The organism is Actinoallomurus acaciae (assembly GCF_042429965.1).
GTDB classification, from domain to species: Bacteria; Actinomycetota; Actinomycetes; order Streptosporangiales; family Streptosporangiaceae; genus Actinoallomurus; species Actinoallomurus acaciae.
In genome coordinates this window covers 1-13,867 of sequence record NZ_JBHLZP010000051.1, presented here as the reverse complement: position 1 = coordinate 13,867, position 13,867 = coordinate 1, and the positions used below count along the sequence as shown (strand labels likewise).

The 13,867-nt window shown below is 67.9% G+C and carries 15 protein-coding genes and 2 tRNA genes; 7 read left to right on the top strand and 10 right to left on the bottom strand.

The genetic code is table 11. The features are described from left to right. Positions 1-3 precede the first annotated feature (3 nt). The 3 genes from ACFFNX_RS09975 (at position 4) to ACFFNX_RS09965 (ending at position 2,624) form a co-directional block, all read left to right on the top strand. A complete protein-coding gene (locus tag ACFFNX_RS09975; protein WP_378198345.1) occupies positions 4-702 on the top strand; it encodes an SDR family NAD(P)-dependent oxidoreductase in 699 nt (232 codons plus the stop codon). 221 nt (positions 703-923) lie between these two features. Then, positions 924-1,466: a DinB family protein gene (locus ACFFNX_RS09970; protein WP_378198343.1), complete on the top strand. Its 543-nt coding sequence runs from the start codon at positions 924-926 to the stop codon at positions 1,464-1,466. Positions 1,467-2,294: 828 nt separating this feature from the next. Further along, positions 2,295-2,624, top strand: coding sequence for a hypothetical protein (locus ACFFNX_RS09965; protein ID WP_378198341.1), 330 nt, complete (start codon positions 2,295-2,297; stop codon positions 2,622-2,624). Here ACFFNX_RS09965 and ACFFNX_RS09960 read toward each other — a convergent pair. Beyond that, positions 2,595-2,670 (bottom strand) — tRNA-Ala (locus tag ACFFNX_RS09960). The two genes, ACFFNX_RS09965 and ACFFNX_RS09960, sit on opposite strands and share 30 nt — an antisense overlap. Positions 2,671-2,827: 157 nt before the next feature. Then, complete coding sequence (locus ACFFNX_RS09955; RefSeq protein ID WP_378198339.1) at positions 2,828-3,277, bottom strand: helix-turn-helix domain-containing protein; 450 nt, start codon at positions 3,275-3,277, stop codon at positions 2,828-2,830. Positions 3,278-3,420: 143 nt separating this feature from the next. On the opposite strand from ACFFNX_RS09955, the gene ACFFNX_RS09950 reads away from it, so the two are divergent. Continuing rightward, positions 3,421-3,660, top strand: a complete 240-nt coding sequence (locus ACFFNX_RS09950; protein WP_378198336.1) for a helix-turn-helix domain-containing protein — start codon at positions 3,421-3,423, stop codon at positions 3,658-3,660. Between the two features lie 556 nt (positions 3,661-4,216). Here the strand turns inward: ACFFNX_RS09950 and ACFFNX_RS09945 are convergent. Together ACFFNX_RS09945 and ACFFNX_RS09940 are read right to left on the bottom strand one after the other, a co-directional pair. Beyond that, complete coding sequence (locus ACFFNX_RS09945) at positions 4,217-4,930, bottom strand: HAD family hydrolase (protein ID WP_378198334.1); 714 nt, start codon at positions 4,928-4,930, stop codon at positions 4,217-4,219. 40 nt (positions 4,931-4,970) lie between these two features. Then, positions 4,971-5,090: a DLW-39 family protein gene (locus ACFFNX_RS09940; RefSeq protein ID WP_285577356.1), complete on the bottom strand. Its 120-nt coding sequence runs from the start codon at positions 5,088-5,090 to the stop codon at positions 4,971-4,973. A 296-nt stretch (positions 5,091-5,386) separates the two neighbouring features. Here ACFFNX_RS09940 and ACFFNX_RS09935 point away from each other — a divergent pair, with 296 nt between their 5' ends. The 3 genes from ACFFNX_RS09935 (at position 5,387) to ACFFNX_RS09925 (ending at position 6,636) form a co-directional block, all read left to right on the top strand. Next, positions 5,387-5,911 carry an XdhC family protein gene (locus ACFFNX_RS09935; protein ID WP_378198332.1) on the top strand — a complete coding sequence of 175 codons (525 nt, stop codon included), beginning with the start codon at positions 5,387-5,389 and terminating at the stop codon, positions 5,909-5,911. A gap of 55 nt (positions 5,912-5,966) precedes the next feature. Continuing rightward, the gene (locus tag ACFFNX_RS09930) at positions 5,967-6,377 is read left to right on the top strand and encodes a RidA family protein (protein WP_378198331.1); all 411 of its coding nucleotides are present in this window, start codon (positions 5,967-5,969) and stop codon (positions 6,375-6,377) included. 94 nt (positions 6,378-6,471) lie between these two features. Further along, positions 6,472-6,636, top strand: a complete 165-nt coding sequence (locus ACFFNX_RS09925) for a hydrophobic protein (protein ID WP_378198329.1) — start codon at positions 6,472-6,474, stop codon at positions 6,634-6,636. Between the two features lie 149 nt (positions 6,637-6,785). Here the strand turns inward: ACFFNX_RS09925 and ACFFNX_RS09920 are convergent, their stop codons facing one another. The 6 genes from ACFFNX_RS09920 to ACFFNX_RS09895 form a co-directional block, all read right to left on the bottom strand. Further along, on the bottom strand, positions 6,786-7,169 hold the full coding sequence (locus ACFFNX_RS09920) for a hypothetical protein (protein WP_378198327.1): 384 nt from the start codon (positions 7,167-7,169) through the stop codon (positions 6,786-6,788). Positions 7,170-7,359: 190 nt separating this feature from the next. Continuing rightward, positions 7,360-7,436, bottom strand: a tRNA-Ile gene (locus ACFFNX_RS09915). A gap of 110 nt (positions 7,437-7,546) precedes the next feature. Then, positions 7,547-8,602, bottom strand: coding sequence for a DUF3566 domain-containing protein (locus ACFFNX_RS09910; RefSeq protein WP_378198325.1), 1,056 nt, complete (start codon positions 8,600-8,602; stop codon positions 7,547-7,549). A 49-nt stretch (positions 8,603-8,651) separates the two neighbouring features. Then, positions 8,652-11,168: a DNA gyrase subunit A gene (gene gyrA, locus ACFFNX_RS09905; protein ID WP_378198322.1), complete on the bottom strand. Its 2,517-nt coding sequence runs from the start codon at positions 11,166-11,168 to the stop codon at positions 8,652-8,654. 54 nt (positions 11,169-11,222) lie between these two features. Continuing rightward, on the bottom strand, positions 11,223-13,163 hold the full coding sequence (gene gyrB, locus ACFFNX_RS09900) for a DNA topoisomerase (ATP-hydrolyzing) subunit B (RefSeq protein WP_512699848.1): 1,941 nt from the start codon (positions 13,161-13,163) through the stop codon (positions 11,223-11,225). A gap of 338 nt (positions 13,164-13,501) precedes the next feature. Further along, the coding region (locus ACFFNX_RS09895; protein WP_378198320.1) for a DciA family protein at positions 13,502-13,867 on the bottom strand (366 nt) is incomplete at its 5' end.

The following is a 13,867-nucleotide window of genomic DNA, read 5'->3' as shown; positions in this document are numbered from 1 at the left end:
CGCATGACGACCACGTTCATCACCGGAGCCAACAAGGGGCTCGGCCGCGAGACCGCCCGCCGTCTCATCGAACTCGGCCACACCGTGCTCGTCGGGGCCCGCGACCCCGAACAGGGCGCACGGGCCGCCGCCGCGCTCGGCGCACGGTTCGTCCGCATCGATGTGACCGATGACGACTCCGTCGCCGCCGCGGCCACGGATGTCGCCGAGCACGAGGGCTCGATCGATGTCCTGATCAACAACGCCGGCGTCCACGGCCCTTCCGGCGACCCCACCGCCTTGACCGGTGCCGAGGCCCTCGGCGTCTTCGACGTCAATCTCGCCGGCGTGGTCCGTACGACCACGGCGTTCCTGCCGCTGCTGCGCCGGTCCTCGGACCCGGTCATCATCAACGTCAGCAGCGGAATGGGCTCGCTCGCCTACACCCACGACCCGTCACGGGCCGAGTCTTCGGTCATCGCGCCGCTCTACACCGCCTCGAAGGCGGCGCTCACGATGCTGACCACCCAATACGCCAAGGCACTGCCGGACATCCGCATCAACGCCGCCGATCCCGGCTACACGGCGACCGACCTCAACGGACACACCGGCCCCCAGACCGTCACCGAGGGCACGGACGCGATCGTCGGCCTGGCCACCGAAGAGCCCGACGCCGCCTCCGGCCGCTTCGTCGACCGAACCGGTGAGATCGCCTGGTCCTGAAGCCCCGCCGAGCGGTCGCCGCCTCCGGCGATCACACGACAGAACGGGCGCGAGCGAGTCCGGTGCCATCGCCCCGTGGCGGCCGACCGTGAACAGCGTCGGCGTGGAGCCCGGCGAGCCGCAGCCGCCCGATCCGTACGGTCCTCATGTCCACAGGACGCGTCGCGCGCCTCCCGCATGGATGATGATGAACCTTCATCACCGGAAGAGGGGACTCGCTCGTGAACAGCCTCCGTACCTCGATCACCGGGACTTTCGATGAGGTCTGGCGGCGCACTCGTGACCGGCTCGCCGGCTTGACGGACGACGAATACCTTTGGGAGCCCGCTCCGGGGGGCTGGACAATCCGCCCGGACGCCGCGGGCCGGTGGCACATCGACGGAGAAGGCGGAGGCGGTCCCGCTCCTGATCCGGTGCCGGTGGCCACCATCGCCTGGCGGATCGGCCATATCGGCTTGATGTTCACCGACTTCGGCACACGCCTGTTCCACGGCCGGAACATCACACTGAACGATGTGGAATTCTCCGGCACGGCCGCAGGCGGATCAGAGTTCCTGGAGACCACGTACAACACCCACTGGCGCGAACCGCTAGACACGATCCCCGACGAACGCTGGTGGGAGCCGTCCGGCCCGGCATTCTTCGGATACGCCGACCACCCCGTAATCGACACCGTGCTCCATGTGCTGGACGAGTTCACCCACCACACCGCCGAATTCGGCGTCTTGCGCGACCTGTACCCCCACCGCCCGGGCAGCGGCTGACGGCGCTTGTCGGAGCGTTGCCGCTCTGCCGCCGTAACTCATAGATCAGGCCGGCCGGGAGGATGTAAGCGAAGTACGACCAGCTCGCCACATCGGTAGCGGGTGGTTGCGCGTCGATCCTGGCGGCGAGTGACTCAAGGAACCGGCCAAGGGCGTCGTTCTCGATCTCCGCGCCGCCTTCGATCGAGGCCTGTAGCCGCATGACGTATGCGACCGGTTCCTCACGAGAGCGCCGCTATGGCCCTCTCTTGCTTGTCATCCCACCTGTTGTCGTGACTGGCGCGAATCAGGATGACACCTCGGTCGCTTACCACAATGGTGGAACCTGTGAGCGTGGCCTTACCCACAGAAAAGGTCGCCGCGAGCGCGCTGGCGCGAGGTTTCAAGTTCCTCTTTCGACCTACTGTCTCTCGTCACACGGCCCGCCGTCTCTCGGCGGCCGTCTTCTCAGACAGCAACCTTGAAAGGGGCCCTCGTGCACACGGAGCTACTCGGCCAAGCTCAGGGCCGTGATGCAGGCGGGACGTTCCCAACCTCCGACAGGTCATCCGATCCGTCTGCCGGCCACTACCTGGCGGTCGGGCTGGGCAGCCACCAGGTGCTCACCTGCACCATGGTGTGCGTTCTCCTGCTGGTCTTCGTGGTCATCGTCCCTGCGATCTGGTCCACCAGCGAAACGAGACGGACGGCTGCCCAAGAGGTGCTGGACAAGCTGCTTCGATTCCTGCGGCCTCGACACTGACGGCATTCCGCAGCGGCGTGAGCACGACGGCGGTGCTGTGGAGATGTCGCGGTGTGCAACGGCCCGCCCGACCGGCACCGGCCAGAGTGACCGGCGACCACGCCGCCTGCCCGCCGGCCGTGCCGCTGCGGGCGGGGCGGCGGCACGACGCGCCGCCGCTCTTGCCGGATCCCGAGCGCGGCAAGCTCCCTCTCGGCAAGTACGGGACTTCGTGGATCAAGGAGCGGCCGAACCTACGGCCGAAGACATTGGAGCTGTACCGCTGGCTGTTCGAACGCCACGTCCTACCCGACCTGGACGGCGGTCAGATGGTGTTCGCGCCACCGAAGTCGCGGGCGTTCGCCGACCTCGGCCCCCGGCCATGGCCGGGACGGAGGCGTCTTGGCTGGTGGAGCCTAGGGGATTTGAACCCCTGACTTCCTGCTTGCAAAGCAGGCGCTCTGCCAACTGAGCTAAGGCCCCTCGTGAAACGTTGCTACAGCCTACCGGGAACTCGGTGTGTTGTGCCGACCCCCTCTGCCGTGGTCTCGAGGCCACGCGCGGGGATCAGAAGGGCGCCTGGCGGAGGCGCGGTGCGATGGTCCGCGTGTGTCAGGTGGCTGGCGGTCGTGGGCGACGGTCAGGTGGTGCGCGGGAGGTGTTCGCTCTCCTCGGTCGCGCCGGGTGGGACGATGCCGAGTTCGACCATCCTTCGCTCGAGTTCTTCGCGGGCGCGTCGTTCCACGTCGAGTGCCACCTCCATGCGCGTCACCCTCGCCTCGAGGGCGGCGACCACTTCATCGTGTGGAGTGATCCGGGGTGCGCCGGTGGACGGTGCCGGGACGACCTCGACGGGCGTACCGTCTCGGTAGGCGCGGTTGATCGTTCCGGGTGCCAGGCTGAGGGCGGTCTCCCATGCGGATCGGTTCTTGCGCTGGATGGCGTTCATGCCGCGCTCGATCGCGCTGACGGTGCGGCCGCTCACGCCGATGCGTTTGGCCAGGTCGTCCTGGGTGAGGTCGAGCTCCTCGCGGCGTCGGGCGAGTTGCTGCCCTACGACTGCCGCCGGGGAAGTGGCGTCGTCGCTCATGGCTCTGAATCGTCTCTTACCGGAGGGCCGGAGTCTAGCAATCCTCTAGAAACTCTCTAAATTTCGAGCCCATGGACACCTAGGGACGGCGCGAGACTGCATTTCTTCTGGAACTTCTCTAGAGATACTGCTACCTTGCCGTCATGCCCCTGAAGACGAACGGCGCGAAGATCCGTGAGCTACGTGAGCGGCAGGCGCTCACGCTCACGGAGTTCGCCGCGCAGGTGGGCTATGCGATGAACAGCGTCTACATGATCGAGGTCGGCAGGTCCAACGGCGGTCCGAAGTTCATTCGTGCCGCGGCCCGGGTGCTCGGCTGTGAGATCGAGGACATCACCGACGGCCCGAGGGAGGAACCCCGCGGCGAAGCCGGGCTTCCGTGAACTCGCGGTTGCCCTGGAGCGCGGGCGGTACGGTGGGTCGGAGCTGATCTGACGAACCGCGACTTGACCGGAAAGGTCACGCTCGTACGGTTCGTCGTTGGAAAGAAGGCCCTCGCGCAGTTGCGGCAAGGCACGACGCGAGGGCCCCTCTCGGTCCCGGTCCGTGCTCGGTCAGGAGCGCGGGCCGGGCCCGTACCTCGTGATCAGTGACTCCACCAGCAGTCTCGTCAGCTGGAAGAAGAGCCACCAGTGGTACGGGGTTGAGCGCCGGTGTTTACCGGCCATCGCAGCCTCCCTGTACAGGCCACCCGCGAAACGGCGGGAGTGGGCGTCCGATCCCGTGGGGATCGGCCGGCCGTCCTTTCCGGTCGGCCGGCGCCGAGCCGGCCGGAGGACGGGAGGTGCTGCTGCACGACCGTAGCGAAAAGTCGGCATCTTCGGACCGTGACCGGGCAATCCAACGAAACCCCGGGCCAGCAGGTCGAAAACCCCGGCGTACACGAGGGACCGACACCTCATGGACTCGGCCGCGTCCCCCGGAGGGGCGTGCCTTCGGCTACCGAGGTGCCGGGATCGCGGCGGTCGTGTGGAAGATGACGTCCGGGAGGTCGGTGACGCTCTCCAGGACATGCGTCGCGCCCGCCTGGTCCAGGCGTGCGCGGTCGTGGGCGCCGGTGAGCACGCCCGCGACGATCGAGGCGCCCGCGCGGTGGCCGCTCAGGATGTCGTTCGCCGTGTCGCCGCAGACCGCGATGTGGCGGACGTCCTCGACCTGGAGGCGCAGCGCCGCGGTGAGGATCATGTCCGGGTACGGGCGGCCGCGGCCGCCGGCGTCGTCCGGGCAGACCAGCAGGTCGGCGCGTTTCCACCAGCCGAGAGTGTCGATGACGCGGCCCAGGGTGGCACGGCCGAAGCCCGTCATCAGGCAGACGCGGACGCCGGCGTCGGCGAGTTCGTCCATGGCGGCCTCGGCACCGGGGACCGGCGTGAGGCCGACGCGGTCGATGACCGAGTCGTACGCGCACTCGAACGCGTGGTTGGCCGCCCGGGCGCGGTCTTCGTCGGGGAAGATCTGCCGGAAGACGGCGAGCTTCGACTGCCCCCGTGCCTCGCGCACGCGGGCCATCGATCCGGTATACGCCCCGGTGCCGGGGACGACTCCTTGCGTGGCCAGCGCCTCAGCGAAGGCCTTCTCGACTACGCCGCCGTCCGCCACGCTCGTACCGGCGAGGTCAAGGCAGGCGAGCGTGATCCGCGCTCTGTCGTCCACGCACGCCCCCCATGCTCCCCGCCGGTATCAAAGTCGTGTCTCAGTTGTCCGCCGACGTCGCCTCGGTCCACAGGTCGAGCTCGGCCCGGTCCTGCTGCAGCCGGCGCCAAACCGCGAAACCACCGAGGGCGACCAGCGCGAGAACGATGAGTTTCTTCACGGTGGGACCCCTTCAAACTGACTGACAGTGCGTCTCGCAGCCTAGCAACCGTTCCGCGGTGCCGGGCGGCTTCCCCCCGCACGCTATCGATCATGAGATTGTCGGCGTTGTCCAACGTTGGGCGGCACATGAGTCGCGACGCCCGGGGCGACACGAGCACCCGCCAATCCACACCTGTGGATAACTATCGGCCCTCCGACCACGGCGGCGACGGATCTCCCGGCCTCTCCCACACCGTTGTCCACAAGCCTGTGGACAACCACTCCACCCCCGCGAAGCGATGACACACTGGCGTCATGGCGCAGATCCACGAACATGACCCATCGTGCGCGGTCGCCCACGGCGAGGCACCGGCAGAGACCGCTGATCGTACGCTCGTCGCCGTGTTCGCCTCTCCGGTCGCCGAGTTCCTCCTGCGCTACGGCGCCGACCTGGGATATCGCGGCATCCTCCTGGAGCCCGCCGCGGACCGCGCGGCCGGGACCGCGCCGGACGTCTCCGTCGTCGACGCGCCGCCGGACGGCCTCGGCGGCACCACCGACGTCGTGGTCACCGACCATCACCGTCCCGAGCTCGGCCTCGTGCTCCGCGACCTGCTCGCCCACCCGGTCCGCTGGATCGGCGTGATGGGCAACCCCCGCCACCCCGGCCCGCACGTCGAGGCGCTCGCCGAGCTCGGCGTGCCCGGAGAGGAGATCGCCCGCGTGCACCGGCCGGTTGGCCTGAACATCGGCTCGCGTACGCCCCCGGAGATCGCCCTGGCGACGCTCGCCGGCCTGATCGCGGACCGCAACGGGCGCCCCGGCGGCTTCGAGTTCTGACCCCGGCGAGAAAACGGCTCGAAGCGCCCTGGGCGTCACCCGTACGCTGCGGCGCATGACCGTACAGCTCATCCGTGCCGCCGATCTCTACGACGGAGTCGAATACGCCTATGCCGCCGTCGCACCTCCGGCGGCGCTGATCTTCACCGCGGGCGCGTGCCCGCTGGACGAGAGCGGTGCGACGATCGGCGCCGGCGACGTACGGGCTCAGGCACGAGCGTGCGTCGCGAACCTCACGGCCGCTCTGGCCGCCGCGGGCGCGGACCTGGGTGACGTGCTCAAGACGACCGTGTACGTGGCGTCGGCGCGCCGTACGGACCTCGCCGCCGCCTGGGCGGAGATCCGTACGGCGTTCGGCGAGCACGACGTGCCCAGCACCCTGCTGGGTGTGGCCGTCCTCGGGTACGCCGATCAGCTCGTCGAACTCGAAGCGGTGGCCCTGCGCCGTAATTCGGCCGCGCGGTAATCAATCGGCGACCGAAAAGGATCACCTCTTTCAGCGACGCCTGGGTTCGTTTCTCTATTCGCGGGGATGAATTACTGCGGAAGGGAGACGTCAAATGGGTATCGTTATTGCGGTTCTCCTGCTCGCCCTCATCCTCGGCGGCGTGGGTTTCGCGGTACACGTCCTGTGGTGGATCGCCCTCGCCGTACTGGTGCTCTGGCTGCTCGGCTTCGTCTTCCGCGGAGCAGGGACGGCCGGCGGTCCGCGCAGCCGCTGGTAGCCCGGCGCGTAGAAACACAAGAACGCGTCGCCGCCGCGAGTCAAGCGATGGCGACGCGTTCGCCCGTTTTTCAGAGGTAAATGCGATATCCCCTGATATTCAAATTCCCACCTGTCGCATTGGACACGTTGAGCGCCCCGGACGTCATATCAATCTACCGGTTCGGTATTTCCCCGAAAATCATCGTCCCGCAGATGCCCCGTGTACCAGCCGACCTGAGCGACGCTCGCCGCGTACGCGAGCCACAGGACGAACAGCGCCGCCCCGAGCATGACCAGGAGGCCCGCGAGGAGGAACGCGGCCAGGACGGCCCCGTACAGGAGCCGCAGGGCGCGCTCAGGCGGCCAGCCGCCCGGGAGCGCGCGGTAGACCAGGTACCAGGCCGCCAAGGCGCCACAGAGCACCAGGACGAACACGATCGCGGTCAGCCACGCGTGCGTACCCACGTTCCCGCGCGCCCCGACGAAGAGCAGCGCCACGGCGAGCATCGCCGCCCACGCCACGACCGACACCGCGCTCGGCCACCGCACCACGAGCGAATACATATCGAAGGAGACGCCCCAATCGCTCCTGGAGTTCACGACGCCCCGACGCGGGGCTTGGACGTCGAGCAACCGAAGATATCCACAATCTGTGGACAACCCCCGGGTCATACGGCCCCCACAAGCGCGGAGCCCGGAACAGCCAAAAGCCCCCATCGGATACCCGATGAGGGCTTTGATCTGGTGGGCCTAGGTGGACTTGAACCACCGGCCTCATCCTTATCAGGGATGCGCTCTAACCGACTGAGCTATAGGCCCGTACAGCTGCTCCCGGGTCAGGAAGACCAGGAGGCGACGTCGAGAAACAGTACCCGATCGGCGCCCCAAACCGGTAATCGTTTAGTCCTCCCGGCGGCGGGCAGCCGCGATCACTGATCGGCCTCCTTCAGGGTGACCTCGACACCGCCGACCAGATCGGCGGCCATGTTGTAGATCACCGACCACACCGTGGCCAGGGCCGTGATGAGGAGGACGTTCAGCGTGCCGATCAGGGCGGTGTAGCCGAGGATGTGCGCGGCCGAGAACCAGCTCGCCGGGTTGAGGCCGCCGCTCTTGCCCTGGTCGTTGGAGGTCAGGTCGCGGATCGTGCCGGACAGCGCGTCGAAGACGCCCAGCCACGACAGGATCACGTACAGCACCGCGACGGCGACGAACAGCACCAGGAAGCACACCAGCGACATGATGAAGCTGAACTTCATCACCGACCACGGGTCGAACCGGGCCACCTGGAGGTGCGCCTTCCGCGGCCCCTTGCGGCCGTTGCCGACCTTGTCCGGCTTGCGCAGCGCGTTGGTCAGCTTCGCGGCCCGTGAGGGCGGCTCGATCGCCGCGGGGCCGGAGCCACCCGGGCCACCGCCGGGCATGGCCGCTGACGACAGGGAGCCACTCGGCGTGTACGACGGCGTGTCGGTTCGAGCGCTGCCATAGCCTCGGGACGTCGAAGATCCCATGCCTGCGCCCCTACCCGAAGTCGGCAAGGACTCCCCACTTTCTTGCGGTTTCTTCGCGGAGTCGTCCCGGCTCGACGAACCGTCCTTCGACCCGGCCGAGCCGACGTCCTTCGGCAGCCCGAACGTCGCCGTGCGGTTGCTCGTGTCCTCAGACGACGAAGAGGAAGAGGACGGCAACGACGACGGGAGGGCGTCGATGACCGTCGCGTCGTTGTCGGTCTCCGGTTCGGCCGGAGCGACGTCGCGTACGGTCTCCTCGTTGCTCTTGCCCGCCTTGTCGATGACCGTCTTCTCCGCCTCATCCGGCGCGGAGACGTCGGTGTCGTCGTCCTTGGCGTCCGTCCGGACGGTCACCTCGTCGTTCGGCGGCTTGGCCGCGCTCGTCTTCTTGCGCGTCCGACCGCTCTTGGCGTCCGACCCGGTCGAGCGCTGTCCAGGCTTGCCGTCTGCGCCCTTGCCGGCGTTGGCCGTCATATGACCTCCCCGGGAAGGCGACGCATCGCCTGGTTTACGACCAGGTCAATCACGCGTCGCTCCCTTCCCCGGACTCTGTGTCCGGCTCTGCGTCCGCGTCCTCGATGGACTCTACGTTCCTCGCTATGGCTACGACGCTGTCACCATCGGCGAGGTTCATTAGACGTACCCCCATGGTCGAGCGTCCAGACTGTTTAACGCCGGAGGCTCGCGTACGGATTACGCCGCCGCTCGCGGTGATGGCATAGACCTCATCGTCAGGCCTGACCATGAGAGCGCCCACCAACCGGCCGCGGGTCTCCACGATCTTAGCGGTCAGAACGCCCTTACCCCCACGGCCATGGAGGGGGTACTGGTCCGCGGGGGTGCGCTTGGCATACCCGCCCTCCGTCGCGACCAGCACATCCTCGCCCTCGCGGACGACGTGCATGTCGAGAACTTCCTGGCCGTCGTCGAAACGCATGCCGATCACACCCGCCGTGGCCCGGCCCATGGGCCGCAGCACATCGTCGCGGGCGGGGAAGCGGATGGCCTGGGCACCGCTGCTGACCATGAGCAGGTCGTCCTCGGGGAAGACCAGGCGCGCGGCGATAACCTCGTCGCCCTCCTCGAGGTTGATCGCGATCAGACCGGCCGAGCGCGGCGAGTCGTACGCCGACAGGGAGGTCTTCTTGACCCGGCCCTGCTTGGTGCCCAGGACGAGGTACGGCGCGACGTCGTAGTCACGCAGGTCCATGACCTCGGCGATCTGCTCGTCCGGCTGGAACGCCAGGAGGTTCGCGACGTGCTGGCCGCGCCCGTCACGGCCGGCCTCGGGCAGTTCGTACGCCTTCGCCCGGTAGACGCGGCCCTTGTTCGTGAAGAACAGGATCCAGTGGTGCGTCGTCGTGACGAAGAAGTGGTCGACGATGTCGTCCTGCTTGAGCTGCGCCCCGCGTACGCCCTTGCCGCCGCGCTTCTGCTCCCGGTAAAGATCGGTCTTGGTGCGCTTGGCGTAACCGCCGCGGGTGATCGTGACGACGACGTCCTCTTCGGCGATGAGGTCCTCCATGGACACGTCGCCGTCGAAGGGAATGATCTGCGTACGGCGCTCGTCGCCGAACTTCTCCACGATCGCGCCGAGCTCCTCGCCGACGATCGTGCGCTGCCGCTCGGGTGAGGCCAGGATGTCGTTGTAGTCCGCGATCTCCGCCATGAGCTTGTCGTACTCATCGGTGATCTGCTGACGCTCCAGGGCGGCCAGCTTGCGCAGCTGCATGTCGAGGATGGCCTGCGCCTGGATCTCGTCGATCTCCAGGAGCTGCATCAGGCCGGTCTGGGCCTCGGCCGCCGACGGCGACCGGCGGATCAGCGCGATGACCTCGTCGATGCGGTCGAGCGCCTTGAGCAGACCGCGCAGGATGTGGGCGCGCTCTTCGGCCTTGCGCAGCAGGAACCGGGTGCGCCGGACGATGACGTCGATCTGGTGGGCGACCCAGTAGCGGACGAACTGGTCGAGGCGCAGCGTGCGCGGGACGCCGTCGACCAGCGCGAGCATGTTCGCGCCGAAGGTCTCCTGGAGCTGCGTGTGCTTGTACAGGTTGTTGAGGACGACCTTGGCGACCGCGTCGCGCTTGAGCACGATCACCAGGCGCTGGCCCGTACGGCCCGAGGTCTCGTCACGGACGTCGGCGACGCCGGTGATCTTGCCTTCCTTGACCTGCTCGGCGATCTTCAGCGCGAGGTTGTCGGGGTTGACCTGGTAGGGGAGCTCGCTGACGACCAGGCAGGTGCGGCCCTGGATCTCCTCCACCTCGACGACGGCCCGCATCGTGATCAGGCCGCGGCCCGTGCGGTAGGCCTCCTCGATGCCCCGGCGGCCGACGATCAGGCCGTGGGTGGGGAAGTCGGGACCCTTGATGCGCTCGATCAGCGCGTCGAGCAGCTCCTCGTCGGAGGCGTCGTAGTTCTCCAGGTACCACTGGACGCCGGCGGCCACCTCGCGCAGGTTGTGCGGCGGGATGTTGGTCGCCATGCCGACCGCGATGCCGGCCGAGCCGTTGACCAGCAGGTTGGGGAAGCGGCTCGGCAGGACTTCGGGCTCCTGCGAGCGACCGTCGTAGTTCGGCGCGAAGTCGACGGTCTCCTTCTCGATGTCGCGCAGCATCTCCATGGCCAGCGGCGCCATGCGGCACTCGGTGTACCGCATGGCGGCGGCCGGGTCGTTGCCCGGCGAGCCGAAGTTGCCGTTGCCGTCGACCAGCGGGTAGCGCAGCGCCCAGGGCTGGGCGAGCCGCACGAGCGCGTCGTAGATCGCGCTGTCGCCGTGCGGGTGGTAGTTACCCATGACGTCACCGACGACGCGAGCGCACTTGAAGTAGCCGCGGTCGGGGCGGTAACCGCCGTCGTACATGGCGTACAGCACGCGGCGGTGCACCGGCTTGAGGCCGTCGCGGACCTCGGGCAGCGCGCGGGACACGATGACCGACATCGCGTAGTCGAGGTAGCTGCGCTGCATCTCGACCTGGATGTCGACCGGTTCGACCCGATCCTGTGGACCGTCGGGCGGCAGCGTAACGTCCGTCACGAAAGACCTCTTCCAGCTTGTGGTGTGCGGAGCGCGGGCGAGCCCGCGCCACCGTCAGATGTCGAGGAAGCGCACGTCCTTGGCGTTGCGCTGGATGAACGAGCGCCGGGCCTCGACGTCTTCACCCATGAGCACGGTGAACAGCTCGTCGGCCTGCGCGGCGTCGTCAAGGGTGACCTGCAGCAGGATCCGGTTCTCCGGGTCCATGGTGGTGTCCCACAGCTCCGTGGCGTTCATCTCGCCGAGACCCTTGAAGCGCTGGACGCCGTCGCGAGGACGCGGGTCGCGCTTGCCCGCCGCGATGCCCTGCTCGATGACCGCGTCACGCTCCCGGTCGGAGTAGGCGTAGTCGGAGTCCGATCCGCGTGCGTCCCACTTGATCTTGTAGAGCGGCGGCTGGGCGAGGTAGACGTGGCCGGCCTCGACCAGGGGCTTCATGAAGCGGAACAGCAGGGTCAGCAGCAGCGTGCGGATGTGCTGGCCGTCGACGTCGGCGTCGGCCATCAGGATGATCTTGTGATACCGCAGCTTCTCGATGTCGAACTCGTCGTGGATGCCGGTGCCCAGGGCGGTGATCATCGCCTGGACCTCGTTGTTCTTCAGGACCCGGTCGATGCGGGCCTTCTCCACGTTGAGGATCTTGCCGCGGATCGGGAGGATCGCCTGGTACTGGGGGTTGCGGCCGCCCTTCGCGGAGCCGCCCGCCGAGTCGCCCTCCACGACGTAGATCTCGCACTTGCCCGGGTCGGTGGACTGGCAGTCCGACAGCTTGCCGGGCAGCGAGGTCGACTCCAGCAGGCTCTTGCGGCGGGTCAGGTCGCGGGCCTGGCGGGCGGCGATGCGGGCGCGTGCCGCCTGCGTGGCCTTGTTGATGACCTCTTTGGCCTCGCCGGGGTTGGCGTCGAGCCAGCCGCGCAGGTTCTCATACATCGCGCGCTGGACGAACGACTTGGCCTCGGTGTTGCCGAGCTTGGTCTTGGTCTGGCCCTCGAACTGCGGGTCGGCCAGCTTGATCGAGATGATCGCGGTCAGACCCTCGCGTACGTCCTCACCGGCGAGGTTGTCGTCCTTGCCCTCGCGCAGGAGCTTCTGCTCGCGCGCGTACTTGTTGACGACGGTCGTCAGCGCGGCGCGGAAGCCCTCCTCGTGGGTGCCGCCCTCCGCCGTGTTGATCGTGTTGGCGAAGGTGTGGACGGATTCGGAGTAGGACCCGCTCCACTGCATGGCGACCTCGACCGACATGCCGTCGACCTCGTCGCTGAACGCGATCACCGACTGGTGGACGGCTTCTTTCTTGGCGTTGAGATAGCGGACGAAGTCCTCGATGCCGCCCTCGTAGTGATACGTGACGGTCTTGGGCTCGCCGTTGATGTGCTCGGGCCGCTCGTCGGTCAGCGTGATCGACAGCCCTCGGTTGAGGAAGGCCATCTCCTGCATGCGCCGGCTGAGGGTCTCGAAGTTCCACTCGAGCGTCTCGAAGATCGAGTCGTCGGGCCAGAAGGTGATGACGGTGCCGGTGTCCTCGGTCGCCTCGCCCTTGACCAGCGGGCCCTCGGCGCCCTGCCAGGTGTAGGACTGGCGCCACACGTGGCCGTCGCAGCGGACCTCGGCCTCCAGCCGGGTGGACAGCGCGTTGACCACCGCAGAACCGACACCGTGCAGACCACCGGAGACGGCGTAGGACTTGCTGTCGAACTTGCCGCCGGCGTGCAGCGTCGTGAGGACGACTTCGATCGCCGGGCGCTTCTCGACGGGATGCTCGCCCACGGGGATGCCCCGACCGTTGTCGGTCACGCGGACGCCACCGTCGGCGAGCAGCGTCACCGTGATCGTGTCGGCGTATCCCGCGAGGGCCTCGTCGACGGAGTTGTCGACGATCTCGTAGACGAGGTGGTGCAGACCGCGCTCGCCGGTGGAACCGATGTACATCCCGGGGCGCTTACGAACCGCCTCCAGGCCTTCTAGGACAGTGATCGAGCTAGCGTCGTACGCCAAGTGGAGATCCTCCTGCCGGAGGACACTCGCCGCGCAGCTCCCCGTACAACAAGCGGGGCGCCCGATCCACGGGCGGCCCGCAACGGCGATCGTGTCCTGTATCCGCTCCTATTCTATCCAGACCAGCCCCCTTCCTGGGCCATGAAGAGCGTTGTAAGCGCGTATGAGCCCTGAAACCGGCCCCTTGGGGATCCCCCTATTGGGTCTGGGGGGTAACGCGGCGTACGGACGGCGAAATCGTGCCGAGCTTCTCGCTTCCGTGCCGCTGTCAACCAGTTCCGCACAAGCTGTGGATAACTCGTCAGGAAGCGGTGCTCCGGCCCCTCGGGGCGGATCGGTCAGGTGCGCGGACGGCGTCCGCCGGTCACGCGCAGCCGGCCCTTGCCGCGCTGCCCGCTCGCCGGTCCGACGACCTTGACTCGCTGCACGGTGCCGTGGCCGAGATCCTCGTTGAGGCGCTTGACGAGATTGGCGGCCAGCAGCCGCACCTGGGTCGCCCAGTTGGCGGAGTCGGCGGCGATCACCAGGACGCCTTCCTCGAACGACTCGGGTTTGGTGTGTTCGGCCAGCTCGGGGCCCACGATCTGCGGCCAGCGGCCGAAGACGCCGCCGACGGCCGCGCGCTCCTGCCAGCCGCGGGCGGCCAGGAGTTCGCGGATCGCGGGTCCGAACGCCGTCGGGTCACCGCCGCGGCCGGGCTCGCG

Bases quoted from the DNA above. Each gene is read 5' to 3' on its own strand.
- ACFFNX_RS09975 (WP_378198345.1), top strand. From the start codon at position 4: ATGACGACCACGTTCATCACCGGAGCCAACAAGGGGCTCGGCCGCGAG.
- ACFFNX_RS09955 (WP_378198339.1), bottom strand. From the start codon at position 3,277: ATGAGCGACGACGCCACTTCCCCGGCGGCAGTCGTAGGGCAGCAACTC.
- ACFFNX_RS09950 (WP_378198336.1), top strand. From the start codon at position 3,421: ATGCCCCTGAAGACGAACGGCGCGAAGATCCGTGAGCTACGTGAGCGG.
- ACFFNX_RS09935 (WP_378198332.1), top strand. From the start codon at position 5,387: ATGGCGCAGATCCACGAACATGACCCATCGTGCGCGGTCGCCCACGGC.
- ACFFNX_RS09930 (WP_378198331.1), top strand. From the start codon at position 5,967: ATGACCGTACAGCTCATCCGTGCCGCCGATCTCTACGACGGAGTCGAA.
- ACFFNX_RS09925 (WP_378198329.1), top strand. From the start codon at position 6,472: ATGGGTATCGTTATTGCGGTTCTCCTGCTCGCCCTCATCCTCGGCGGC.
- ACFFNX_RS09910 (WP_378198325.1), bottom strand. From the start codon at position 8,602: ATGACGGCCAACGCCGGCAAGGGCGCAGACGGCAAGCCTGGACAGCGC.